21 protein-coding genes and 1 pseudogene are annotated in these 24745 nt (G+C 42.6%); 14 read left to right on the plus strand and 8 right to left on the minus strand.

The window, feature by feature from the left end; all coding sequences use genetic code 11:
- The first annotated feature begins 3 nt into the window (after positions 1-3).
- From ACXAH2_RS10205 to map, 5 genes are all read left to right on the plus strand, one after another.
- Entirely contained in the window at positions 4-321 is a 318-nt protein-coding gene (locus ACXAH2_RS10205; RefSeq protein ID WP_475078305.1) for a bactofilin family protein, read from the plus strand.
- A 310-nt stretch (positions 322-631) separates the two neighbouring features.
- Positions 632-1879 carry a tryptophan synthase subunit beta gene (trpB, locus tag ACXAH2_RS10210; protein ID WP_475078306.1) on the plus strand — a complete coding sequence of 416 codons (1248 nt, stop codon included), beginning with the start codon at positions 632-634 and terminating at the stop codon, positions 1877-1879.
- A 1-nt stretch (position 1880) separates the two neighbouring features.
- Positions 1881-2666, plus strand: coding sequence for a tryptophan synthase subunit alpha (trpA, locus tag ACXAH2_RS10215; protein ID WP_475078307.1), 786 nt, complete (start codon positions 1881-1883; stop codon positions 2664-2666).
- An 81-nt stretch (positions 2667-2747) separates the two neighbouring features.
- Positions 2748-2951 (plus strand): ParD-like family protein, encoded by a 204-nt coding sequence (locus ACXAH2_RS10220; RefSeq protein WP_475078308.1) that lies wholly within the window; start codon positions 2748-2750, stop codon positions 2949-2951.
- Between the two features lie 5 nt (positions 2952-2956).
- The gene (map, locus tag ACXAH2_RS10225) at positions 2957-3745 is read left to right on the plus strand and encodes a type I methionyl aminopeptidase (protein WP_475078309.1); all 789 of its coding nucleotides are present in this window, start codon (positions 2957-2959) and stop codon (positions 3743-3745) included.
- A gap of 43 nt (positions 3746-3788) precedes the next feature.
- On the opposite strand, the gene ACXAH2_RS10230 is transcribed toward map, so the two are convergent.
- Genes ACXAH2_RS10230 through ACXAH2_RS10245 form a run of 4 tightly spaced genes read right to left on the minus strand, consistent with a single transcriptional unit; the run spans position 3789 to position 9025 of the window.
- Positions 3789-4724: a diguanylate cyclase gene (locus tag ACXAH2_RS10230; protein ID WP_475078310.1), complete on the minus strand. Its 936-nt coding sequence runs from the start codon at positions 4722-4724 to the stop codon at positions 3789-3791.
- Positions 4721-7069, minus strand: coding sequence for an ATP-binding protein (locus ACXAH2_RS10235; protein WP_475078311.1), 2349 nt, complete (start codon positions 7067-7069; stop codon positions 4721-4723). Before ACXAH2_RS10235 ends, ACXAH2_RS10230 begins: the two co-directional genes overlap by 4 nt.
- A 22-nt stretch (positions 7070-7091) precedes the next feature.
- Positions 7092-7862, minus strand: a complete 771-nt coding sequence (locus ACXAH2_RS10240; protein WP_475078312.1) for an avidin/streptavidin family protein — start codon at positions 7860-7862, stop codon at positions 7092-7094.
- Positions 7863-7876: 14 nt separating this feature from the next.
- Positions 7877-9025, minus strand: a complete 1149-nt coding sequence (locus ACXAH2_RS10245) for a pepsin-like aspartic protease (RefSeq protein ID WP_475078314.1) — start codon at positions 9023-9025, stop codon at positions 7877-7879.
- A 317-nt stretch (positions 9026-9342) separates the two neighbouring features.
- Here ACXAH2_RS10245 and ACXAH2_RS10250 point away from each other — a divergent pair, with 317 nt between their 5' ends.
- Both ACXAH2_RS10250 and ACXAH2_RS10255 read left to right on the plus strand, forming a co-directional pair.
- Entirely contained in the window at positions 9343-9882 is a 540-nt protein-coding gene (locus tag ACXAH2_RS10250; RefSeq protein WP_475078315.1) for a hypothetical protein, read from the plus strand.
- 186 nt (positions 9883-10068) lie between these two features.
- Complete coding sequence (locus ACXAH2_RS10255; protein WP_475078316.1) at positions 10069-11445, plus strand: glycosyl hydrolase family 79 N-terminal domain-containing protein; 1377 nt, start codon at positions 10069-10071, stop codon at positions 11443-11445.
- A gap of 15 nt (positions 11446-11460) precedes the next feature.
- Here ACXAH2_RS10255 and ACXAH2_RS10260 read toward each other — a convergent pair whose 3' ends face one another.
- Complete coding sequence (locus ACXAH2_RS10260) at positions 11461-12144, minus strand: 4'-phosphopantetheinyl transferase family protein (RefSeq protein WP_475078317.1); 684 nt, start codon at positions 12142-12144, stop codon at positions 11461-11463.
- 181 nt (positions 12145-12325) lie between these two features.
- Here ACXAH2_RS10260 and ACXAH2_RS10265 point away from each other — a divergent pair, with 181 nt between their 5' ends.
- The 5 genes from ACXAH2_RS10265 to ACXAH2_RS10285 all read left to right on the plus strand — a co-directional run bounded on the left by ACXAH2_RS10265 (position 12326) and on the right by ACXAH2_RS10285 (position 20411).
- Positions 12326-13426, plus strand: a complete 1101-nt coding sequence (locus ACXAH2_RS10265) for an ABC transporter substrate-binding protein (RefSeq protein ID WP_475078318.1) — start codon at positions 12326-12328, stop codon at positions 13424-13426.
- 33 nt (positions 13427-13459) lie between these two features.
- The gene (locus ACXAH2_RS10270; RefSeq protein WP_475078319.1) at positions 13460-14515 is read left to right on the plus strand and encodes a FecCD family ABC transporter permease; all 1056 of its coding nucleotides are present in this window, start codon (positions 13460-13462) and stop codon (positions 14513-14515) included.
- Between the two features lie 3 nt (positions 14516-14518).
- A complete protein-coding gene (locus ACXAH2_RS10275; RefSeq protein WP_475078320.1) occupies positions 14519-15355 on the plus strand; it encodes an ABC transporter ATP-binding protein in 837 nt (278 codons plus the stop codon).
- Positions 15345-15797 carry a plastocyanin/azurin family copper-binding protein gene (locus ACXAH2_RS10280; protein WP_475078321.1) on the plus strand — a complete coding sequence of 151 codons (453 nt, stop codon included), beginning with the start codon at positions 15345-15347 and terminating at the stop codon, positions 15795-15797. Before ACXAH2_RS10275 ends, ACXAH2_RS10280 begins: the two co-directional genes overlap by 11 nt.
- Before the next feature lie 585 nt (positions 15798-16382).
- Entirely contained in the window at positions 16383-20411 is a 4029-nt protein-coding gene (locus ACXAH2_RS10285; RefSeq protein WP_475078322.1) for an amino acid adenylation domain-containing protein, read from the plus strand.
- Positions 20412-20532: 121 nt separating this feature from the next.
- On the opposite strand, the pseudogene ACXAH2_RS10290 reads toward ACXAH2_RS10285, so the two are convergent.
- Both ACXAH2_RS10290 and fucP read right to left on the minus strand, forming a co-directional pair.
- A pseudogene (locus tag ACXAH2_RS10290) lies at positions 20533-20700 on the minus strand (IS3 family transposase); the annotation flags it as partial.
- Positions 20701-20800: 100 nt separating this feature from the next.
- A complete protein-coding gene (gene fucP / locus ACXAH2_RS10295) occupies positions 20801-22105 on the minus strand; it encodes an L-fucose:H+ symporter permease (RefSeq protein WP_475078323.1) in 1305 nt (434 codons plus the stop codon).
- 373 nt (positions 22106-22478) lie between these two features.
- Here fucP and ACXAH2_RS10300 point away from each other — a divergent pair, with 373 nt between their 5' ends.
- Entirely contained in the window at positions 22479-23093 is a 615-nt protein-coding gene (locus tag ACXAH2_RS10300) for a protein-tyrosine phosphatase family protein (protein WP_475078325.1), read from the plus strand.
- 97 nt (positions 23094-23190) lie between these two features.
- Entirely contained in the window at positions 23191-23595 is a 405-nt protein-coding gene (locus ACXAH2_RS10305) for an acyl-CoA thioesterase (RefSeq protein WP_475078326.1), read from the plus strand.
- 119 nt (positions 23596-23714) lie between these two features.
- Here the strand turns inward: ACXAH2_RS10305 and iolG are convergent, their stop codons facing one another.
- The gene (gene iolG, locus ACXAH2_RS10310; protein WP_475078327.1) at positions 23715-24713 is read right to left on the minus strand and encodes an inositol 2-dehydrogenase; all 999 of its coding nucleotides are present in this window, start codon (positions 24711-24713) and stop codon (positions 23715-23717) included.
- Positions 24714-24745: the final 32 nt, after the last annotated feature.

Genomic DNA, 24745 nt, shown 5'->3' on the forward strand with positions numbered 1-24745 from the left:
CAATTGCAAATTGACGGTCATGTTGAGGGACAAATAGACGCGATCAAACAAATTAAGGTAAGTGAATCTGGCAAAGTGGAAGGTGAAATCAACACCGAGCGCCTTATCGTTAACGGCATATTTGAAGGCATTTGCCATGCCACTTACATTGAAATATTAAGTTGTGGTCGTGTCAGTGGCACGGTTTATAGCGATAATTTAAGCATCGAGCCTGGCGGTAAGTTTACTGGCATCACCAATCCGGCAGAACACAAAATCTCTAAGCAAGAAGCATTGGATCTCGATGAAAAAGTCACTTTATTAAGCAGTGATGCTATTTAAGTCTAAAAAGACTCATCATGTGAAATGCTTGAATAATAAAAAACCGAGTTCGTCATTGACTCGGTTTTTTGTTTCAAGCTATCAAGACAATCAAAGCCTAAATAGACCAACTTGAACCTTTTTCCTTTTAGGCCTCCCTCCCCTCTTATTAGCTAATTTCAAACAGACCACATTGGCCTAAACATGCTCTAAAACGCCAAAGAGAAAACACAACTTGATTGGGAACAATGTGTGAAGCTTGACGAATGAAAAGGAATGTTTTAATTTATTTACTATACCGTTTAGTAAATAAATTATTAGGAGTTCCTCCATGCAAAGCAACAATGGCTTTTATGGGCAATTTGGTGGTAGCTACATTCCCGAAATATTGTTTGCCAGCCAACAACAAATCTTGCAAGCCTTTGAAGAAGCGAAACAAGACCCCACTTTTCTTGCGGAACTCAATCAACAATGGCAAGAGTTTTCTGGACGTCCAACGCCCCTTACTTTTTGCGCCAACCTGACAGAATACTTTGGTGGCGCGCGTATTTATCTAAAACGCGAAGATCTCAATCACAGCGGCGCTCACAAAATGAACAATGTTATTGGTCAAGGTCTGTTAGTGAAACGCATGGGGAAAAAACGTGTCATCGCCGAAACTGGTGCGGGCCAGCACGGTATTGCTAGCGCCCTAGTGGCAGCACGTTTAGGATTAGAATGCACCATTTATATGGGTGCCAAAGACATAGAAAGACAATACCCAAATGTTTTCTGGATGAAGCAACTTGGCGCTGAAGTCGTTCCTGTTACCACTGGGGCACAAACTCTTCGAGACGCTCTGGATGAAGCCTTGCGAGATTGGTCTTCAAGTCATGAGGAAAGTCATTACTTAATTGGCACATCTTGTGGTTGTGCCCCTTTCCCCGAAATGGTGGCTTTTTTCCAATCTGTGATAGGCAATGAAGTACGTCAACAAAGTGTGGCGCAGTTTGGTAAATTCCCTGACCGTCTCTATGCCTGTATTGGCGGCGGCTCTAATGCTTGCGGACTATTTTTGCCTTTTGTCGACGATAAAGAAGTCGCTATGGTAGGTGTAGAAGCAGGCGGCAAAGGTTTGGAACTGGGCGAACACTCCATTCGATTGTCCCACAACTTAGGTGCCCCGGGGATTGCGCAAGGCTTTGCTACCATCTTCTTACAAAATCAACATGGACAATTACAAGAAACACACTCTATTGCCGCCGGACTCGATTACGTGGGCGTATCGCCAATTATTGCTCATCTAGCCGAGACTAAGCGCATCGAGATGACCTATGCAATGGACCAAGATGTGGTTAATGCCTGTACCTTATTGTTAAAAAAAGAAGGCATCATTCCCGCCTTAGAATCTTCCCATGCACTGGCTGGTGCTTTTAAAGATGCTGCCAAGCTTGGTCAGGATCAGCACATTGTTATCAATTTATCAGGGCGTGGAGACAAGGACATTTTTAATGTGGCAAAAGCCGTTGAGGATGAAACCTTCCCAGCCTTTTTACAAAACTACTTAGCCAGTTACCCTATTAGAGAGCAAGGAGAATAATATGAGTTCATTAGCACAATTCACTCAACAGAAACTCCAGCATAAATCCATTCTGGCGATGACACATGTGGTGTATGGCTACCCAACGGTGGACGAAAGTCTTGCTTGGATGACACAGTTACTGGAAGAAGGGGTTGATTTTATTGAAGTGCAATTCCCATTCTCTGACCCCGTTGCCGATGGCCCAAGCATAGTCGCCGCCTGCCATAAGGCACTGCAGCAAGATCTTGATGTGGATACTTGTTTAACGCAATTGGGCGCATTAGCAAAAGACTTTCCTGATAGCCGAATTGTGCTAATGAGCTATCTCAATCCCATGTACCGATTTGGCCTTAAAAAGCTGGCGCAGCGTGCCGCAGAAGAAAATATCAGTGGCCTCATTTTACCAGACCTTCCCATCGAAGCTGCCCAAGAGTTTCAACAAGCTTGTTATGACAAAATGATAGACCCAATTTGGTTGGTCACACCAGCCACTCCAAAAGATCGTTTGGCTATGCTGGCCAAACAAGCGGAAGGCTTTTTGTATTGTGTAGCAAGGTCTGGCGTAACAGGTCAATCCAACCACCAAGATAAAACTCCTAGCACAGAACTGGAAAGCTATTTGGCGGAGATTAAACAACATACCAGCACGCCATTGGGAGTGGGGTTTGGTTTGCGTAACAAGGAGCAGATCAACGCCTTGGTAGGAAAAGCAGAAATTGCCATTCTAGGCTCTGCTTTGCTGGATGCCTACAATCAAGGAGGGCAAGAAGCCGGCGTCAAACTGATCAAGACTCTTTTTGATTAAAGCCCTTTGCAACTTAAAGGCTTGAAGTAACCTACATACCTATATATGATCCATATATAAATCGTATACGGATCATATACTATGGGTATTATTAAAATTTCAGACCAACTCCATGATGAAGTGCGCAACAGCAGCCAAGTTATGTCTCGTTCCATCAATGCTCAAGCCGAGTTTTGGATCAAAATTGGCCGTCTTGCGGAGCAAAATCCGACCTTAACCTTTGCCGAAATCATTGCGATGGAAATGCACAAAGTCACGAATACTGACCAACTTAAGGCGGTATAGTCGAGATGACAGCAGGTATTATCAAATCCACATCAGAAATCGAATTGATGCGGGAATCCGGCCGCCTACTGGCGCAAGTCTTCGCCATGCTTGATGACATAGTAAAAGAAGGCATTTCAACGCTAGAGGTCAATCGTCAGGTTGAGCATTTTATTCGACAAGAACTCCAAGCTCGCCCTGCCAGTCTAGGACAATATGGTTATCAATTTTGTTTGAATTCATCGATCAATGATGTGGTCTGTCATGGTGTGCCTGCAGCAAATAAAATCTTATCAGCAAAAGACATAGTGAATTTTGACATCACCTTGGAAAAAAACGGTTTCATTGCGGATTCGAGCAAAATGTATTTAATGAGCCAAGCCAGCCCAGTGGCCAAAAAATTGGTCAAAACCACTTACGATGCTATGTGGGCAGGCATTAAAGCAGTGAAACCGGGAGCCACCTTAGGCGACATAGGAGCAGCAGTCCAAGCCGTCGCGGAAAAACAAGGCTACAGTATTGTCAAAGAATATTGTGGTCATGGCATTGGCAAAGACATGCACGAAGCACCGCAAATATTGCATTATGGTAAACGCGGTAGAGGGCCTGTAATAGAAGCCGGCATGACCTTTACCATCGAGCCCATGGTGAACCAAGGCAAGGCCAAAACTAAGACTAAAAAAGATGGCTGGACTGTCGTCACTGCCGACAAAAAACTATCTGCGCAATGGGAACACACCATCTTAGTCACTCAAAATGGCTTTGAAGTATTAACATTGCGACCAGAAGAAAGCCACCTTATTGATGCCGACTAACTATAAAAAGCGCTTAAGCTAGCAGCCTATAAAGGCAACTAGCTTACTTCACTGAAACATCCAATTCATGTGAATGAAACCATAGCATTTTATTCTTTCCAGAATTCTTGGCTTCCACCAGTTTACTGTCAGCTTTATCAAAGAAATCTTCCACCAAATCACCTACCAAAGGGCTCACACAGGCACCTCCCACACTGACTGTGACTTGACCTGTTTGACCTTGGTGAGAATAAGATAAATTCAATTGTTCAATATCAAACATGCACTTCTTAGCAATTCGCGCCGCTTCTGGTTGAGAAAAACGTGGTAAAACCACGACAAACTCCTCACCACCATATCGAGCAACGAGCCCTTCACCGGGTTTTATTTGACCCGCCAGAACAGTCGCAACGCGCTTAAGTACTTTGTCGCCTGTCGCGTGCCCGTAACAATCGTTATATTGCTTAAAATTATCTATATCAAGCACTAATAAAGACAAACATTCATTGTGTTGAATGGCTGCCTGCCATTCACGCACAATAAACTCTTCATAACGACGTCGATTCGCTAATGCGGTTAATGGATCAATGTTTGCCAATTGTTCTAATAACTTACGTTGTTTCGTTAACTGTAAGTGAAGGCGTACTCTGGCTTGAACTATGTTGTGGTTAAGAGGTTTTTGAATGTAGTCACAGGCGCCCATTAATAGTGCTTTTTCTTCATGGCTCGCATCATGTAACGCCGTGATAAAAATCACCGGTATGGTACTGGTTCGTACATCATGTCGTAGTCGATTCATGGTCTCATAGCCATCAAGCCCCGGCATAAGTACATCCAATAATATTAAATCCGGCTTATACTCAATGGCTTTACGAATACCCTGCTCTCCACTGATTGCCAACACCACATCAGCATCTTCACGCAATATGTCACTAATGATTTTTAAATTAATTCTTTCATCATCGATCACAAGAATTTTTTGACGATTTACCACTGTCATAAAACATCACCTTGCAAAGTAGCTAGCAATGATTGACAAAGTTCAGCCGCGCGCTCAAATTCAATCGATGAAACGGAATAGCGTATATTTTCCACGGATAAAGCGTATTTGGTTCCCAACAGCATTTTCTGTAACTCTTTCAAAGGGTTTTCTACGGAAAAATCTGATTGCCTTAATAAGGCTTCAACTGTAGCTAAGCTGGCACAAGCCCGAAGGAGCTCATGTTTGCTTAAGCTAATCTGCTGATTCCCTTTTTCCCATGTGGACAAACACGACTCAAGTTGATCCATTAAGGTGTGCAATTGGCTTTCTAGAATGGCGAGTTCTCTTGAACTATCCGACTCTTCATACAATTGAGCTTCCAGCTCAGCACAGAGCTCACTAAGGCCAAATGCCCCAATGTATAACAAACTGGATTTCAAGGAATGTACTTCCAATAAGATGCGATCTGGCGTTAGATTCTGATATGAAAAACCTCGATACTTGTCACAAAATTCCGCTACAAGTTCAAGATAAAATCCTGATTTGCCATCCAGTTTAGCGATCGCTTGGTTGATATCTAATGTATCGATAGCCGAAATTTTAGACAGCAATTCACCAAACTCAGTATCTGCTCTAAAATCTCCAGTTATCTCATGAAATGATGTAACATCTTGGTTCTTTTTTGATCGGTTAATTTGTAAAATTTTGTATAAAGCCGCTTTATCTATGGGCTTATCTAGATGGCCATCCATTCCTGCCTGAGCCGATTTTCTTTTAGCATCATCTGATACATGTGCTGTCATAGCAAAGATGGGAAGTTTTTTTCCTGTTGGCAAAGATCGGATGCGTTTGGTGGCGGTTAAACCGTCCATTACTGGCATTTGAATGTCCATCAAGACCATATCAAAAGTTTGCTGCTGAACCTTATCTATCGCTTGTTGACCATGATTGGCTATGATGACCTGTGCTCTTGTCTCCGCCAAATACCCCATCATTACTTTCTGATTAATAGGATTGTCTTCCACTAGCAAAATTCGCATTGCTGAACAATTTGGTATCTCGATATCGAATCCCGATCTCTGCTCAACAAGCTGTTCAATTTCATTTGTAGAAATCTCAAGAGGTAACTTAAAACGAAAAGTTGAACCCGTGCCTACGTGACTATTTACTTCTAACTGTCCATTCATTAAGTCACAAATTTGTCGACAAATAGCCAAACCAAGTCCTGTGCCACCATAAGACCGAGTAATGCTGTCATCAGCTTGTTGAAAAGATTCAAATAAACGGCTTTGATCCGCAGAAGAAATACCAATACCAGTATCAATTACCTCGCCAATAAAAATAATCTGATGATCAGAGTTAGGTTGCGCCATTAAACGTACTTTCACACCGCCATGCTCAGTAAATTTAACCGCATTACTAATCAAATTTGTCAAAAGCTGTTGGATACGCAATGGATCGCCACTTAACACGGCAGGCACATTTGGTGATATTTCGACAGACAAGGTTATGTTCTTCGCCAATGCTTGTACTTGATTGAGGCTGATAGCATGTTGCAGTAGTTTTACAGCAGAAAAATCCGTTTTCTCCAGGGTCATTCTACCGGCTTCCGCTTTAGAAAAGTCCAACACATCATTCACTATACGGAGTAAGGATTCACCCGCCGTGAGAATCTTTTCCAAAGAATCTCGTTGGGCATCATTCAGTGACGTTTTCAATGTAAGATAACTGAGGCCAATAACAGCGTTAATGGGGGTACGAATTTCATGACTCATGTGAGCCACAAAAGATGACTTGGCTTCCAGTGCGTCTTCTGCAATACGTTTGGCTCGCTCTAGCTCTTGGGTACGGGTACGTACTTTTTTATCTAAATCCTGATTTACCGATTCCAATGCCAAGCTGTATTCGGTTAATTTCTCATTAGCCTGCAAGGCGACCTTTTCCGCATCTTTTATCTTAGTGATATCACGACTTGCGCCACAAACAAAAATGGCCTCTCCCTGCGCATTAAAAATGGGAACAAACAAGGTATCAAAATAAATTTTAGAACCGTCTCCACGAACACCATTTTGCTCTATCGAAATGGGCTTACCGCCATCAATGACTTGTTGATAAGTAGCGAACACTTGTTCCGCCATTTCATCACCGAATTGTTGACGTAAGTCCAAACGATGAATCTTGTCATCTTCAGACAAGCCCATGACTTTTTTGGAGGCAGGATTGTTATCATAGAGGGTAAATTCACCATTTTTCTCTACCGACATGATAAACATCAAATCAGCAGAGTAACGCCACATCTGAAGAAAACAGTCTAAAACCGTTTGATCATGCTCGAACTTATCGTAAGTTTGACCCAGACGCATGTGTTATCCCTCACGAATCACATCAATCAATTGATTGTTTTATAAAACGCCAATGGGTTGCTTCGGATTGAAAATAGACATCACTTGGTGCTGTGGCATGAGCCAGCCAGCGAGTAACATCCAGCTGTTTCGCATCGAAAGACATACGACCGAGCAAAGAAATTGGCTGTTGGTTGCTAAGCATATAACCACTTAAGGTTAGACTCTGTAATATATTGTTATCGGCGTAGGTATCCGTAAAGCCCAACATGGCAATATCTTCTCCCGCTAAGGTTAAAACACCACTGACTAAACCATAGGTGTAATTCTGAATAGTCAAGCTCAATTTGGCTAAGCCATCCTCTCTTTGCCATTCACCATTTAATCGATTGTCATTGCTGTCATTAATACCGACATCAGAGAAAACAGGCTTCACTGGTGCTGACGTTTTAGTGAATACCAACTTGTCGACATAATCTCCCGGTGCAAATTGGTTATAGGGCGTCGTGGTGAGCAAGGTGTTAATCACGCTCAATTCCCCCTCAGCACTAAGCTGACCACAATACGTAGACATCCAATGCACACCATCGTCTTCTGCAGTCTGATCTATCGGCCGCCAAAAAATTGACAGTACGACGGCTTGCCCCAAATCACTGCTAGGATTCCTCGGTTGACTGTGCCCCATCACCAAATAGGTACCTGTCGCACCTGTTGTGGAAATGTATTCCCCTACGATCTGTCCAGCCTGATTGACTTCAAGCGTCATCAGAGAACCATAGCTGTTCTGCCAAACTCCATTTAATATCAACGACATACTTCCCCCTACTCTCATTCGAAAATACTGGCTGTTTTAGATTGCACACTGGTAATGATTTTTGGCCCATTTGGCTTATTGAAAATCCACACACCTAATGGCTTAAGTTGCCATTCATCTTGTACCTTAACCGTTTCATATTGGTATAAAGTATAAAGATGATCCATTAATACAGAACCAACCAAGACGATATCTTCCGCATGGTCCATGGGATCGAACTGGCTCAAGACTTTGCCTTTATCTTTGCCGGCTTCAATCAACACATCATATAAGTCAGCTGTAACATGAATTTCACCTGGTGCACCTGTATCAGTGCTACCCACTTGCATTTGTAAGCTGGCCTTTTGTTCAGCCAGCATCAGCAAGATACTCATTAAGTTTTCATCCCCTTTAAATTGTGAGGAACCAGAATCCAAAGCAAAAAAGAAACCGTCATCCGGCCCAACTAAATCTTTTCCAGCCATCTGCAAAGAGGTTAATGCTGTCGTCCATAAATAATTGGCTTGATATTCTGCCCATGGTAAGAAAAGGTATTCACGGCTGTTTTTGTAGGTCGTATCAACACCTCCAAAATGGACCACACCTTGCGTATTGTGAGAATTTGTCTGAAAACCAACAAAAGGCGTAGCCGGATCCACTCGCTGCTGTCGGATCAAGTCTTGCATAAAATGAAATGAAGGCGTCTTTGCTAAGCTCGTATCTTGGTCTACCGTAGCATCCGACACACTGGGCAAGCCTATTCCCCCATCCCAATCCAACTCAGCAAAATGTTCGCTGTCGTAGCATTGCGCAAGGTACAGATCGCTGATCACTTTTATTTCAGCACTTTCCGCCATTGGCATTAGACTTAATACATCCTGACCAGATTGCACTGCCATGCTTCCCCAAGGGCCAAAACTAACCGATGTCGTTTGTTGACTAATCCATTCGAAGCTTGTCGACAAGGCAATATCAAACCGACCACCAGCATAATGCTGGCAGCCATTTTTGGAACACAGACTGGATGTCACCCAATTAAAATCACTGCCACTGTCAAAACACATTTTTAGCTCTTGAGCCGGCGACCCTATTCCTAGCGTTGCGAACCAGGGAGATGCGCCATTATTTTGAAATGGGCCTCGTTCAAGGGCGAGACAGAAACCATTTGAAATATCCATTTGCATATCAATATCATCCTCTTATCCATTTGAATTATCTAAGGAAGGTGCGAATAAGTCTTCTGAACATGCGACTTACCAGAGAAACAAACCATTAAGGCAAGACTAAGCAGGAATGTTAATACTTTTCAATCACACTTAACACTGAGAGAGGCTTTCTCTGCAAGACCTGAAGGAAAGCGACACGTATGTAGGGGATTAGAGCAACGCAGGAGCAGGTTGCCGAATTCAGTAGACTTGTTCGAACCTTTCCTAAGTGTATACTTTACTAAGCGCAATACCCTTTGGTTCTGTTGAAAGACCTATGGAATAAGATGGCTAAGATGAAACCACCATTTATTCATAACCTCATTTTAATATTACTCGTGTTTCCGTTGGCGACTCATGCCAATCCTTTAATTCAATACGGCCAAAGTTGCCTTATCGAAGAACAACAACTCAATGAAGTTGCCTTAAAAATCCAAAACCATCAGCAAAATTTTCAGCAACGCCAGCAAGTTCGCCTGAAATTAAAACAACAGCTAGAACAACTGAAAATACAACTAACACAACTCAATACTGGCATGGAAGACTGTCAAACCGATACCCCCAACAGCCAATACTGCCATCGCACACGAGAACAATATCAACAATTGACTAAAGGTATTGACGACATCAAGCAAAGCTTACAAGATCAAGAAGAAACAGAATTTGCCTATCAATATGAATTAACGCGCAACGATTACCAAGATAAGCGGCATAAATTTAAACGACGTTGCTACCGTTCCAATCAACATTATGCCTTTATTCAAGATCCTGAAGCTTATTCGCAAGTATGTCATTCTGAAGCATTAAAAAAGACGCAAACCTGCTCATTTTTATAACTCCTGATGCCTTAACATCCCAATAGATCACAAATTTGTCATATATTTTCGGCATCCTATTACTATTGTTTTGCTTAGGAATGCTTCGACTTGTTTTTGCTCAATCTCAATCGTTTCAATAAGACCTCCTCATTGGTCAAAGACCATCAAAAACATGTAACGGTTAGTCTGATATCGAATACTGTGATGCAAGAAACAAGTCCTCGCTATCTGTCCTTTTCCATTGATATTTCAGTGTTAGCTGGCGGTTTTTGGTGGGATGGTGGTAAAAGCTCGCAAAAAGGTCTGGGAACGGAGAAAACATCGCCACTTGAATTACATCCCAGTAAACTGGATTTATTGGTGCAAGCATTAGGGCCATCATATCTGCGCGTGGGCGGTTCAGAAGCCGATAAACTTCACTACTTTACCAACGCTAATAAAGCACAACAGGGAGCACTTCAATTAACAGAAGACACTTGGCAGCAATTACATCTATTTTGTCAGCGCAATGATCTAAAGCTAATGTTTACTTTCAAATACGGCGTATTTGATAAAAAAAAGCATGGTCAATGGCAAGCCAATGAAGTGACTGACTTACTGAGCTATTGCCAGCAGCAAGGTCAATCAATAGCAATATGCGAATTAGGCAATGAACTAAATGCTTATTGGGCTTTTCATGGCATCAGTGCTCAACCTAGCGCGAAAAATTTAGCTCACGATTACGATCGTTTTATACAGTGTATTCGTACCCATAGCCCTGACAGTTTAGTGGCTGGCCCAGGCAGTGCCTTTTGGCCAAGAATCGGAGAAGCCATAAAACCCATTAGTAATCTAACAGCTCCTTTTCTTGAGCATTTAAATGAAAAATTAGACATAGTAGATTGGCATTACTATCCCTTCCAAAGCAGTCGATCACCCGTAAAAACCCGTGCTGCGACTCCCCGTAATTTGCTGTCCCCTGTGGCGATGCTCACTTTTGAAAAATACGCACAACAACTCGCCAGCTATCGCGACAAACATCAAGCTCAAGCGGAGATTTGGACGGGAGAAAGCGGATCAGCACAGTGTGGAGGGCAAGCCAAACTGTCAGACAGATTTATTTCTTCTTTTTGGTGGGCTGACCAATTGGGTAGAGGCGCTAAATTGGGGCAAAAAGTGATGATCAGACAAAGTTTAATTGGCGGAGATTACGCGCTTATTAACCGCCAAACACTCAAACCCAACCCAGATTTTTGGGTTAGCTGGCTTTGGCAAAAACTCATGGGTAATCAGGTGTATCAAGTTCACAGTAGTGACCCAACGCTGCTCGTCTATTGCCATAAGGCCAAAAAATCAGGCAAATGCACCTTGCTTATGATTAACATGACGGCGCAAATTAAAATCATCCATTGTCAGCAATTTGGATTGAAAAAAAAGCGCTTTGAAATCACCGCAGATAAACTCACCGCCAAGAAAATTCGTATCAATGGCTTCCGACCCAAATTTAAAAACGGCAATGTAAAACTCAGTGACTTTCCCAAGTTATCCAAACTCAACTTGGTCAGCCCATACAGCATTAACTTTTGGTGCTTCAGCTTGTAATGAATCGTCTTTCATTCAAATATATGCAAAGGTAATCATGTTCTCATTGACTTGCTTATAACCTCCATATATCCGAAAACCCATTGCAATTTTTTCACTCAGATCTCTTTGTACAACCAACGAAAAGACACCTTCTTGCTCAACCTCCAGAGCAACATCCAAAAAATCAAAGAACTGACCAACACTTGGATACAAAGCCTTATAGACACTTTCTTTTAGGGAAAAAAGCAACAACCTAGCACATTCAGACTGAAGGCCTATCGTATGAAGTATTCGAAACTCTTCTGGCATACCAATCAGACTTTCATCTTCGAGCTGACTGCCGCTGTTCATTTTCTCCAAGTCCACTCCAATCCCTATTAAACTCGACTGCGTGGCATCTATCACAAGAGCAATGGCTTCGTTGTCCGTGTGAGACACACTGCCTATTATATGAGACGGCCAAATGGGGGCGCCATCAACGCCTCGTGGCACATTAAAACAAGTCAAGCCCAAGGCTTGCTGAGCTGAACGCACCGCCATTCTGCCAGCTAAAAAGGTTTCTTTGCGCTTAATACGCCAGCGATGATATTCGGCGGGTTTAGGAATATCGGGATGAACATTCAGTTCAATAAGATCCCCTGACTGAAAACGTATGTGATGAATATAAGCAGAACCATGCTCGCCAAGATGAATCGTTGTTTGGTTATTATTTTTCACGACATTCCGACCGACAAAAGAAACTCAACATACCAAAATCAGCGGCTAATTCAATTGATTGCCATCATTTTTCACCCTAGCGAGAATAAATCACGCAAAAAATCACAGAACAGTATTGAAATAAGATGAATAATAAGTACTATTCACAATCGAAAATCATTCTCAATCAAGGATCATATTGATGAAACTCGGCTCACTCCTAGCAATCGCTCTTGGCGCGTCTATTTTTTCAGGGGTTGCTCAAGCAAAAGCAACCGTTATTGATGATGTTTTAGGCCGACAAGTTGAAGTTGACTTGCCCGCTAAACGAGTTGTCCTCGGCTTTTACGCGGAAGACTATATGGCAATTGGCACTGAAAAAGCCTTTGATAACGTGGTAGGTTTATCTCGTGATACATGGGAAGCTTGGCGTCCTGCAAGCTGGAACCTATACACCAACTATCGCCCTTCACTTAAACAAATTCCAGATGTTGGTGAAGTAGAAGCGCAAACATTTTCTATTGAAAAAGTACTTAGCCTAAAACCAAGTGTCATCTTATTATCGGATTGGCAATACAAAGGCTTGGGAATGGATATTGAACGTTTAGAAGATGCTGGCGTTCCTGTTGTGGTTGTCGATTACAATGCACAAACTCTAGAACGACATCTAAAAAGCACACAGATTATTGGTCAGTTAACTGGTCAAGAGCAACGTGCTGCTCAGATTGCAAAGGAATACCAAACGACAATCAATGACACCATCAAGCGTATTAAAGAGGCAAACGAAGCGAAACCTCGTACCTATGTCGAGTTTGGTAATAAAGGACCAAGTCAGTATAGCTTCACCTATGGTAAAAACATGTGGGGAGCCATGGTCACTATGTTGCAAGGTGACAATATTGCTGCGCCCTTCGTGGAATGGTGGGGACCAATGAACCCTGAACAAGTATTGGCTTCTAAACCACAGGTTGTCTTTATCACAGGTACTGAGTCGGGCGTTAAAGGCGATGCGTTACCAATGGGTCAAGGTATTGATCGCAATTTGTCCGAACAACGCTTAGCTGGCTTCACCAAACGCGCAGGTTGGGCACAAATGCCAGCCGTACAAAATGGTCAAGTCTATGGTATTTACCAAGGTGCATCACGCACTATTTTAGACGCGTCTATGGCGCAGTTTATGGCTAAAGCCATGTATCCGGATCTGTTTAAAGATGTGAATCCAGAACAAGCTTATTTAAATTTCTATCATAAATACTTGCCAGTGACTCCAACAGGCACTTTCACAGTTAACATTACGGAGTAAAATACCACTATAATTCATAGCGGTTTCGTCATTATGCAGCCATCAGGTTTACTCACTGATGCTATTTCAAACCAGCGGCGTTCTGAACAGCGCCGCTGGTTTGTTATAAGTGTCTTATTCATCATTCTTACAGCGTCCTTTATATTGGACGTTGCTACAGGTCCCTCTCTTCTAAACATCAAAGAGGTAGCTAACGCCCTACTTCATCTTATCGGCTTCAATACGCAAGTTGACCCTACGACGGAAGTCATTGTGACCAGCTTACGCTTACCTATTGCCATCATGGCAGTTATCGTTGGTGGCGTATTGGGTGTAGGCGGCGCAGAAATGCAAACCCTATTAAACAACCCAATGGCCAGTCCATATACCTTAGGTATGGCTGCCGCTGCGGGTTTTGGTGCCGCTATGACCTTATACGTTGGTTCACTTGGCCTAAATGCCAATGTAGCAGTACCCTTAGGAGCCTTCATTTGCTGCATGCTTGCAGCGGCTTTCTTGTTTGCTTTGGCCACCATGCAACATATCAGCTCAGGACAACTTATTCTGGCTGGTATTGCCTTATTGTTTTTATTTCAATCTCTACTGTCTTTAGTGCAATTCATTTCGTCACCTGAATTAAGTCAACAGATTCTCTTTTGGCTGTTTGGCAGTCTGTCAAAAGCATCTTGGTCTAATTTGCTGATTGTTGGTGTTGTAACATTGATCTGCATGATTTTTTTAATGAAGGATGCATGGAAATTAACTGCCCTGCGTCTGGGAGAAGAAAGAGCGAAAAGTCTGGGCGTGAATGTCAGCCAACTGCGTCTCAAAACACTTTTCATTGTTGCTCTGATGACGGCCACCGTCACCAGCTTTGTCGGTATCATAGGCTTTATTGGTATTGTTGCCCCCAATATCGCCAAGATTCTGGTAGGTGAAGATCAACGATTTTTCATCCCCTTGTCCTTTTTAATTGGTGCCTTTTTACTGTCTAGTGCTTCGGTACTATCCAAAATAATTGTCCCTGGCGCTTTATTTCCTATTGGCATAGTCACCGCCATCATAGGTGTGCCTTTCTTCTTTTGGCTAATCCTAGGAAAAAGGCGCTAAATTATGCTCACAATTCATCAACTTAATGTCACCTTAGACACACTAACACTCGCCAAGGACATGTCTTTTTCCCTGCAACCGGGCAAGGTCAACGTTATTATTGGCCCTAATGGCACAGGGAAAAGTACTCTGCTAAAAACCCTTTTCGGTGATATTCAGGCTAAGTCAGGAGATATTCGTTTCAATGATAAGTCGTTAACATCGAAACAACTGTCATCTTGGCGTAAGTTATTCGGTTATATGCCGCAAGACATTCGACTGGATATTGAATTGAGCGTACTAGAGGTGGTTTTACTGGGCCAATTAGACGCTCTGAGTTTACGATTAGATGATAGCTTAATTGAACAAGCCTTATCGGCACTGGACAAAATTGGACTATTGCACTTGGCCAATCGCTCGGTAAATAAGCTCAGTGGTGGCCAATGTCAAATGATTTTGTTTGCTCAAGCTTTGATGCGAAACCCACAAATTCTCATGTTAGATGAACCAGTCAGCGCTCTGGATTTACACTTTCAGCACGTGCTATTGGATCACCTTGATGAACAAACTAAGCAACAAGGTTGGGTAACCTTAATGGTGTTACATGACCTTAATCTAGCGGCTCAATACGCGAATAATCTTCTGGTACTAAAAAATGGTCAACTGGTAAAAAGCGGCAATCCTAAGGACATACTTTCTCCTGAGCTAATTCAGGATGTCTATGGCGTTGAGGCTGACATATCACATGACCGTCATGGACTCCCCTTTGTCAGGACGATTCGTAAAAATCCCACGCGAACAGACATGCAAGCAAAAACAACCTCTTCTCAAGCCGCAAAAGGAATGGCAGATGCCGTCTAAACTCTACATCATGATAATCGCTCTGAGCTGTGTGATTTTTGGTACCAATACTTATGCGAAAGAATGGCATGTACAAATGTTAAATTATGGATCAGCCGAACAGGGTGGAATGATCTTTGAACCGGCTTTTATAGATGCTCAAGTTGGTGATACGGTTACTTTCCTTCCCAGCCATTCAGGTCATAATGCCCAGTCTTACGTGGTACCTGAAGGCAGCCAACAGTGGAAATCCTCTTTAGATAAAGAATACTCCATTTCTCTCGATGCTGAAGGCATACATCTTTACTATTGCCCACCACATTTAATGATGGGAATGGTAGGTATGATTCAAGTCGGTACTGCAAAAAACCAAGCTATTATTGAGAAAAAAGCGCCTCGATTACGTTCTAAAATGGCCCTTAAACCCGAACGAATGGATGCCCTTTTGTTGAAAATTCACTAACCTCAAATGCCCCTCTTACCCCTAAGTTACTAAACACGGCGAATGATGTTCTTAAGACACATCATTCGCCGTGTTTGACTCTTTTCGCCTCTCTTGTCGACCTTTGCAAAGCCCTACTGACTCATAATGTTCTTTTTATTTAGGCTTTTACATGCTGCTTTTCTATCTGACAGAGCATCCATAAAACCTTATTGTCATCTGCCACAAAATTGCAAATACGGACTAGACGTTAGCGATGACTGAAGCAAACAATTTAAATTAAGTCTAAATTAAGATACCAGTGTCATGACTTTAGATACTATTACACTTATATTTGAGACGACTTAGCTCGTTATATTACACTTTCTGAAGTTTACTGCCTGAGTATTTTAGAAGCTTTTAAGGAACATACTAACCATGTTAAATGACCAAGTTACTTGTCATGAAAATGCAACATATTCCAAGTAATAATAATTAGCTATTAAAATCAAGAATATATATACTTAACTAAAAGCATTTAAGTAATAACATTTATCTAGTTTCATACGGATTATGAATAAAGGTAGCGTCTTGTTAAAAAGCGCTTCCTAACTTGCAGGAGCACACATGATGAATAAGCAAACTAATGCCTACGGCCTCACTACGCCTGAAATTCATTCACCTCAATCCATACTTCCCCTTTCTACCGCACAACGTGGTCAATGGATGTCACAAAAACTGGCCCCTAAAGGCACAGCTTTCAATGTCGCTGAATACCTTGATATCCAAGGCAAACTAGATGTTCTAAGCTTCCAAAAAGCCATCCATCAATTGATTACAGAAACCGACTGTATTCGCTCACAAATTATCGAAACCGAAGATGGTACCTACCAACAAATTTCTGATTCAAGCGAAGATCACTTCTCTTTATTGGACATGAGTCATGAATCGGATCCGATCAATAGTGCGCTAGACTGGATGCAACAAGACTACCTCAAACCCTTAACGCAAAAAGGCGATCGTTTGTGGTTCAGTGCTTTAATCAAAATCGCGGATCAGCGGCATATCTGGTATCATCGCTGTCATCATGTTGCTCTGGATGGCTTTAGCGGCCACTTAATTACCCAAAGACTGGTACACTTATACAACGGGTATTTTTTTAAGCAAGAGATTTCTGAATGCCCGTTTCACCCACTAGAAGACCTATTAACGCAAGAGCATCAGTATAAAGACAGCAAACGTTTCAAAGCAGACCAAAAATATTGGCTAAATAATCTTGTTCATCTTCCTGAAAGTGTGTCCTTAGCACAACGCGTTTGTCCTGATGACCAAAGCCAAATGCGCCGCCAAACCTTGAACTTATCAGCAGCACTATCTGAACACCTAGATCATGTCGGCAAAGCATTTGGAGCCAGTCGACCACAAACCTTAATTGCCTTAGTGGCGGCCTATTTTTATCGCATGACAGGTGCGGAAGATCTTATCATTGCCATGCCAGTCTCCGCTAGAGTAAATGCGATACAAAAGAATACGCCCAGCATGTTAGCCAATGCAGTGCCGATACGTTTGGCCTTTTCATCAACTATCTGTTTTCAAGAATTGCTGGAGCAAACCTCCAAGGTCGTACGTCATGCATTACGTCATCAACAATACCGTTATGAAGACCTCAAACATGATTTAGGCATGTTGTCTGCCAATCAACAAATTGCCTCTTTGGCGGTGAATATTGAACCTTTTGATTACGACGTCAAATTTGGTCATTGCTCAACCAAACTATGTAATCTCAGTAATGCTATGATTGACGACCTTACCATATTCGTTTTTGACAGAAAGGATGACTCAGGTCTTAGCATTAAGTTTGATGCCAATCCAAAACGCTACACAGATAAAGAATTAATCCAGCACTTACAACAATTTAAGCGACTGATTAAAAGTCTATTGGGGTTGGTAAAATTGCCTATCTCGCAAGCGCCTCTGTTAAGTGATTCAGAAAAACACCGTATCCTTAATGAGTGGAATCAAACGCAGACTAAACTGACCAACAGTAGCTACTTAGACATGTTCCATCAGCAAATCGAACAGCTTGGATCCAGCATAGCTGTCATCGGAGAAGATGGTGATTTCACTTATCAAGAGCTCAATGCAAAAGCGGAATATTGGGCTCATCAACTTATTGAACAAGGGGTACAACCCACTCAATTAGTTGCGGCATGTTTGCCACGCAATGCAGAAATGTTAGCCATTCTTATAGGGATTTGGAAAACCGGAGCAGCGTATTTACCACTCGACCCAGAGTTTCCACAAGACAGATTAGCAAGCATATTAGAAGATGCAGAACCTGCTTGCATAGTCACTAACCGTCAAGTCAGTTCCTGTCTACCCGATACGAACCTTGTTACGCTCTTTACCGAATGCACAGACCTGGTTAGGCCTCATTTATCAGTGACGCAAGATGTTGAACATAGCCAACAACAAACGGATCCTCATACACCAGCTTATGTTATCTATACCTCAGGTTCTACAGGCCGCCCCAAGGGAGTTGAAATCTCTCATTATGCACTAAAAAATTTCTTACTTGCTATGCAGCATGAACTCAAATTCAGTAAATCGGATCGCTTTCTAGCTGTCACTACGATCTCTTTTGATATTTCATTACTGGAATTATTCTTACCCATTATGGTTGGAGGTTCTGTTGTAATCGCAACTCGAGACACAGTTAGAACACCTGAACATCTCACTCAGTTAGCAAATAAGCATAACGTCACCTTTATGCAAGCCACACCTTCTTTGTGGCAAGCTCTGTTACCTGAATACCAAACACAATGGCAAGGTGTCCGAGCCTTGGTCGGCGGTGAAGCTTTATCTGGACAACTGGCTAAACACATGCATGCGTTAGGCCACCCCGTAATGAACCTATATGGACCAACAGAGACCACCATATGGTCAAGTATTATGCCTCTTGAACAGGATCATGACCTACAAAGTCCCCCTATCGGTCGTCCAATCTTTAATACTCAAATGTATGTTCTTGATAACATGATGCAACCCGTTCCTGTTGGCGTGGCTGGAGATCTATACATAGCAGGAGAAGGCTTAGCATTGGGGTATTATAAGAGACCAGATTTAACCGCAGAGCGCTTTATTAACAACCCCTTTGCCATTGGCAAAAAAGTCTATATCACAGGTGATAAAGCCAGATGGCGAGAAGACGGTGTTTTAGAATATTTAGGACGTGATGATAATCAGGTGAAGATTCGAGGGTTTCGCATTGAAACAGGGGATATTGAATCGGCTTTGCTTTCAATGCCTGCTATAGATCAAGCCGTTGTTACACCACAAGCCTCACCAACGGGTAGCAAGCAGCTCGTAGCTTACCTTCTCTCTAATCAAGATAAGGTTGACACCCATGAAGTTCGCCAACAGCTGATCACTAAATTGCCTGACTACATGATTCCCAGTCACTTTATCACCATCAGTGAAATGCCTTTAACACCCAATGGAAAAGTTAATCGTAAAGCATTACCACAACCTAGTTGGCAATCAGCAAATCATTATCAAGCACCACGCAATCATACAGAAGAAATGCTAGCAAACCTGTGGGCGGAAACTCTTGGGCTCACTTTAGTCGGCATACACGATAACTTCTTTGAGATAGGTGGCGATTCTATATCGGCCACGCGCATTCTGCATAAATTAGAACATAATCTGGGTATGGACATTCCATTGGGAGTCCTTTTTAAAGCCGCCACCATTGCAGAATTGGCAGAGCATTTACAGCAAGCTTCTAATTGGAATCCATTGCAACCTTTGTTGCCCATAAAGTCTTCTGGTGACCATGCTCCCCTATTTTGCATTCATCCTGCACTAGGCTTATCTTGGGGCTATGCAGCAATACTTAAGCATTTACCACAATCTACACCGTTATTTGGCTTACAATCTATTAGTTTAAGCCAAGATGAAAACAAACCTGAAAACCTGGAAGCGGTGGCCAGTCACTACTTAAAACTCATCAGAAGCGTTCAGCCACAAGGCCCCTATCAGCTTCTAGGCTGGTCGTTTGGCGGTTTAGTAGCTCACGCCATTACACAACAATTAGAAACACAGGGTGAGTCGGTTTCTTTCTTATGCATGTTAGACAGCTACCCTTATAAAAACAGTTATCAGGAGCCTAAAAATGAAGCAGACATTGTCAAATCGGCATTAATCTTCTTGGGTTATGATCTCAGCAAACTCGATACATTACCCATTAACAAAGCGGAGTTAGCCGCCTTGCTGTGGCATGACTACGATGACTCATCCATGTCGGTTGTAAAAAAATTACAAGCCAGCCAACAGGATATTATGAGTCGAATCCAGGCAACCGTAGAGCATAACTTAGAATTGGCCAGTCAATATAAAGCTCATACCATAACAGCCGATATTCTGTTCTTTACCGCGACAGACAGCGTTAATGGCTCAATGGAAAAGATACTCGAGCACTCAAGTGCCGCTTGGCAAAACCGTACTCAAGGCCAAGTCGAAAGTCATCAGATCGCCTGTCGTCATCAGGAGATGCTTGATCCGTCTGCACTTAGTCAAATAGCTCCCATATTACGTAGTCATTTAAACAAGTTACAAGCCAAACAGCGACAAAATAAAAAAGATAAACAGCGTTAACTAAGCTAACAACAAAGCCTTCTAAATCTGCACAGACAGTGAAGTGATATAACAAAGTAAGAGGTCTAAAACGGCCTCTTTTTTTATTCATCCCCGCGATGAAGGTGAAACCTATTTCAGAACGGGACAACCAAACAAGAAGGGTAGATCTACCTTGAATGCCGAAGTAAACTTGAGCTTGTTTGTAGGTCATTTCGCCTTTTTCTACACGCTCAACTACCCCCAATTTAAAAACCATTGAATAGTCACGCTGTATGCGCTTAATACGCTTGATGCCTGATGTCGCCATAAAGAAGTTCTCTTTATGTCAACCTATTTTAGGATGGGACAATACCAACAAAAAAGCCCCGCATAAAAGCGAGGCTTTTTAACATTACTCGTCGTAGCGATTAAGCGCGCTTCATGGCAAACAAACCATAAGCAGCAACCACTAAGAAACAAGCAGCAGGCACAACATAAGAAACGGTTGCGCTGTAAGCATCAATCGTTGCACCTTGTACCAATGGCATTATAGCACCACCTAAGATGGCCATTACTAAGCCAGCGGAGCCGAACTTAGTATCATTACCTAGACCGTTCAAAGCCACGCCATAAATGGTTGGGAACATCAATGACAAGCAAGCAGAGATAGACACGATCGCCCATACACCAGATACATTTGGTGTTAATACCGCATACAAGCACAACGCTGTACCTGCCGCTGCCAATAAGCTAAGCAATAAAGCTGGACGACAGAATCCCATCAACCAAGTCATCACGAAACGTGAAATCAAGAAAATAATCAGGCTATATTGTAGGTAATCCGCCGCACTGGCTTCAGTACCACCAATGGCTTCTTGTACGTATTGAATAGTAAATGTCCAAGTACAAGTCTGAGCGGCAACGTTAAAAAATTGGGCCACAACCCCCCAACGGTATTGAGCGTTACTAAGCAAGCGACCTAGGGTTGCAAAAAAATCAATTTTCGTCACTTCCTCACGGTAACCTGTTCCAGAAGTGTCGGCTTTTGGCACACGAATGAAGCATACCAATAGCCAAATCAACATAAGCACAAACGCCATACCAACATAAGGCGTCATCACTCCTGTCAGCTCTTCTGCTTGGATACTTTTCAGCATTTCTGGGGCCATACTGGCACGCTCTTCAGCCGTCGCTGTGTTCAGCTTAGGGAGGATTAAGGTAGCCGCAAGGAACACCCCTATGTTGGTACCCACTGGGTTAAAAGATTGCGCTAAGTTCAAGCGACGTGTTGCTGTTGCTTCTGGGCCCATCGCCATTACGAAAGGGTTAGCAGAGGTTTCTAGGATGGACATGCCCGCCGCCATGATAAACAAGGCTGCTAAGAAAAATCCGTAAGTCATCGAGACACTGGCTGGGTAAAATGCCAAGGCGCCAAGAATAGCAAGGCCAAGGCCACTTAATACACCCGCTTTGTATGAATAACGAGCGTTAATAAAAGCCGCAGGAATGGCTAAACAAAAATAAGCACCGTAGTAAGCAAATTGCACTAAGGCAGATTCGAAGGTACTCATAGTAAAGATTTTACTGAATACTTTTACCAGAGGATCGGTCATATTGGCCGCTACACCCCAGGCTGCAAAGCAGGTTATCAATAAAATGAAAGCCAGTTTCATATTGCCATAAACAAACTGGTTAGAAGAATTTTCTTGGATCGGTGAGTTTTTATTTTCCATAAAGCAACAACATCTATGTTTATAGTTAGAAGACAGACTAGGCTCAGAAATTACTTTCTAACGCTGTCAGACATTGATAATGATGCGCAAATGCCAAACAAATGCAGCATCAAAATTTGGTGGAGGATCCTACCACCAAGCGCGATAAAAAATGACCGAAATGACAAAAACTCGCTTTAAACACAAGCATTTAACTTTTTCTTACCAAGTTTGTTAACATTAATGAAACATTCGTGACACACCATTCACTAAAGCCAATCCATCCTTGCCGAACAAAAACCAACAGGCCTCTAAAGATAGGCGACTATGACTCATGCTAAACTGACTAACGTTCTGCCCTATTTGCTATTTTCAACAAGAGAATCCTTACACTATGTCCAGCAGTCAGCCTAAAAAGCGTTACCCTCGTCCGCCAATGAGCTTAATCGTTGAAAATATTGAGGGCTATGATATTGATATTTATCTGGGGGGTTCGGCCGGCGCTGCAGATCGTCAACTGCATGAAGAAAACAATATAAAGGTTATTTTCAATTGTGCGGTGAATCTGGATATTGACCTTGCCAGCACAAGCGATCATAAACATCAGCCTCCGTTACTGAATTTTGGTACGGGACACGTACGTTACTACAAGATTGGTTTGATTGATGGCCCAGGTAACCCAGCTGAGATGTTACTTTCAGGCTATTACTTATTACGTGCGGCATTACTACAACGCATGCCGGAAAAAGCCTCTTACCCGATCAAAGAGCAAGGTAACCTGTTGATCCACTGCCGAGGCGGAAGAAGTCGCTCTGTCGCCTTACTAGCACTGTTTTTACACCTAGAATACCCACACACCTACCCTAACCTGCAAGCCGCCATTGATGTAATCCGTATCAAGCGAGAATTGCACCCAGACGAATGGTATGAAACCCCAAAACCGGCATTAATAGAAGCGGTAGAACAAGCGGCAAAAATGGCAAAGCATTTACAGGGAATGACGCTTTAATTATCTGATACTGTCATTAAAGATAGGCGATTTTGTTATTTGCTTGCCCTGCTTGACCCCTTAACCTTGTTAGAAATAACAAGAACAGGAGGCTTATATGCAAGGTAAAGTGCAGATCAAGGTCCGAGGTTTTCATCTCGATATTTTTCAACACGTCAACAATGCCCGCTACTTAGAGTTTTTAGAAGAAGGCCGTTGGGCTTTCTTTGATGAATTCAGTGTTGGGGAAGATATGCTACAACAAGGCATAGTGTGGGCTGTGGTGAATATCAATATTGATTTTAAATCTGAAGCTGGGTTTGGTGATGTATTGGAAGTACAAACTCAATTCGTCAAATTAAGTAACCGCAGCATTACCATGAAACAGCGCATCGTAAACACCAAAGACGATAAATTAGTGGTGGAAGCTGACGTAACTTATGTGTGTTTTTCGAAAGAGCATCAGGCCGCCATTCCACTACCAGAAGATTATCGTCAAAAGATTGAACAAGCGATTGTTTGAAACCTTTCAAAATCTGTATTTAAGACAGTTACCTATTGAACAAACGCAGTAAAAAGCCCCTTTGCAACATCGTACAAAGGGGCTTTTCTTGTTAGCAAGATTTAACTTGGGTTAGACTATTACCAAGATAGAGTAACCTTCTCACCCGTATCGAACGATTTTTGCGCCGCATCGGCCAAAATCTGCGCACGACGACCATCTTCAAAACTTGGCGATACTGGACGCTTCGCCAATACGTTCTCAATGAAAGCCGTCAGCTGTAGGTTGTAAGCAGCACCATAGCGATCTGTAAAGAAGTTGAATAATGGATCTTTGACACCTGTGGTCTCTGTGTTGTAACGCACAACAGAGGTTGGCGTTTGGTTATCAGAAATCACCATGCCTTCTGAACCAAACACTTCTACACGTTGATCATAACCGTAGGTTGCACGGCGTGAACCATTGATGTGAATTAAACGGCCCGACTGGCTCTTCATGTTAATCATGACACTATCAACGTCGCCAATCTCTGTGATTTTTTCATCCACCAAAGCACTACCAAAAGCTTGGATTTCAACCACTTCTTCGCCCAAAATAAAGCGTGCCATATCAAAATCGTGAATGATCATATCGCGGAAAATACCGCCAGAAGATTTTAAGTATTCAACCGGTGCCATGCCTGGATCTCGGCTACTGATAATCACCTGTTCAAGCTTACCTACACTACCATCATGAGCGGCTTTCGCTGCGGCACCGTGGCTTGGATCAAAACGACGGTTGAAACCAATTTGGATTGGCACATTACAATCTTTGATCTCTTCCATGCAAGCATTTACGGTGGCGGTATCCAGATCGATTGGTTTTTCACACAAAATCGCTTTCCCTGCTTTCGCCGCTTTGATGATCAAATCCACATGGGTATCCGTGCTAGTGGCAATCAATACTGCATCCACTTCTGGATCTGCTAAAGCGTCATCAACACTGGCCGCTACTTTTGCTCCAGTCGCTTTCGCTACTTCTTGCGCTGCTGGCGCATACACATCATAAACGTATTTCAAATTTGAATGCGCGAACGCCTGAAGGTTTTGCGCATGCATCTTGCCAATACGACCCGCACCAAATAAAGCAAAATTCAACATAGTTAAATCCTTAAGTTATTTTTATTTATCAA

It is taken from the genome of Marinomonas sp. ABL3_031 (assembly GCF_056161265.1).

Bases quoted from the DNA above. Each gene is read 5' to 3' on its own strand.
- trpB (WP_475078306.1), top strand. From the start codon at position 632: ATGCAAAGCAACAATGGCTTTTATGGGCAATTTGGTGGTAGCTACATT.
- ACXAH2_RS10230 (WP_475078310.1), bottom strand. From the start codon at position 4,724: ATGACAGTGGTAAATCGTCAAAAAATTCTTGTGATCGATGATGAAAGA.
- ACXAH2_RS10220 (WP_475078308.1), top strand. From the start codon at position 2,748: ATGGGTATTATTAAAATTTCAGACCAACTCCATGATGAAGTGCGCAAC.
- trpA (WP_475078307.1), top strand. From the start codon at position 1,881: ATGAGTTCATTAGCACAATTCACTCAACAGAAACTCCAGCATAAATCC.
- ACXAH2_RS10305 (WP_475078326.1), top strand. From the start codon at position 23,191: ATGCAAGGTAAAGTGCAGATCAAGGTCCGAGGTTTTCATCTCGATATT.
- ACXAH2_RS10285 (WP_475078322.1), top strand. From the start codon at position 16,383: ATGATGAATAAGCAAACTAATGCCTACGGCCTCACTACGCCTGAAATT.
- ACXAH2_RS10270 (WP_475078319.1), top strand. From the start codon at position 13,460: ATGCAGCCATCAGGTTTACTCACTGATGCTATTTCAAACCAGCGGCGT.
- ACXAH2_RS10275 (WP_475078320.1), top strand. From the start codon at position 14,519: ATGCTCACAATTCATCAACTTAATGTCACCTTAGACACACTAACACTC.
- ACXAH2_RS10280 (WP_475078321.1), top strand. From the start codon at position 15,345: ATGCCGTCTAAACTCTACATCATGATAATCGCTCTGAGCTGTGTGATT.
- ACXAH2_RS10300 (WP_475078325.1), top strand. From the start codon at position 22,479: ATGTCCAGCAGTCAGCCTAAAAAGCGTTACCCTCGTCCGCCAATGAGC.
- ACXAH2_RS10240 (WP_475078312.1), bottom strand. From the start codon at position 7,862: ATGTCGTTGATATTAAATGGAGTTTGGCAGAACAGCTATGGTTCTCTG.
- ACXAH2_RS10255 (WP_475078316.1), top strand. From the start codon at position 10,069: ATGCAAGAAACAAGTCCTCGCTATCTGTCCTTTTCCATTGATATTTCA.
- ACXAH2_RS10245 (WP_475078314.1), bottom strand. From the start codon at position 9,025: ATGCAAATGGATATTTCAAATGGTTTCTGTCTCGCCCTTGAACGAGGC.
- iolG (WP_475078327.1), bottom strand. From the start codon at position 24,713: ATGTTGAATTTTGCTTTATTTGGTGCGGGTCGTATTGGCAAGATGCAT.
- ACXAH2_RS10265 (WP_475078318.1), top strand. From the start codon at position 12,326: ATGAAACTCGGCTCACTCCTAGCAATCGCTCTTGGCGCGTCTATTTTT.
- ACXAH2_RS10235 (WP_475078311.1), bottom strand. From the start codon at position 7,069: ATGCGTCTGGGTCAAACTTACGATAAGTTCGAGCATGATCAAACGGTT.
- fucP (WP_475078323.1), bottom strand. From the start codon at position 22,105: ATGGAAAATAAAAACTCACCGATCCAAGAAAATTCTTCTAACCAGTTT.
- map (WP_475078309.1), top strand. From the start codon at position 2,957: ATGACAGCAGGTATTATCAAATCCACATCAGAAATCGAATTGATGCGG.
- ACXAH2_RS10250 (WP_475078315.1), top strand. From the start codon at position 9,343: ATGAAACCACCATTTATTCATAACCTCATTTTAATATTACTCGTGTTT.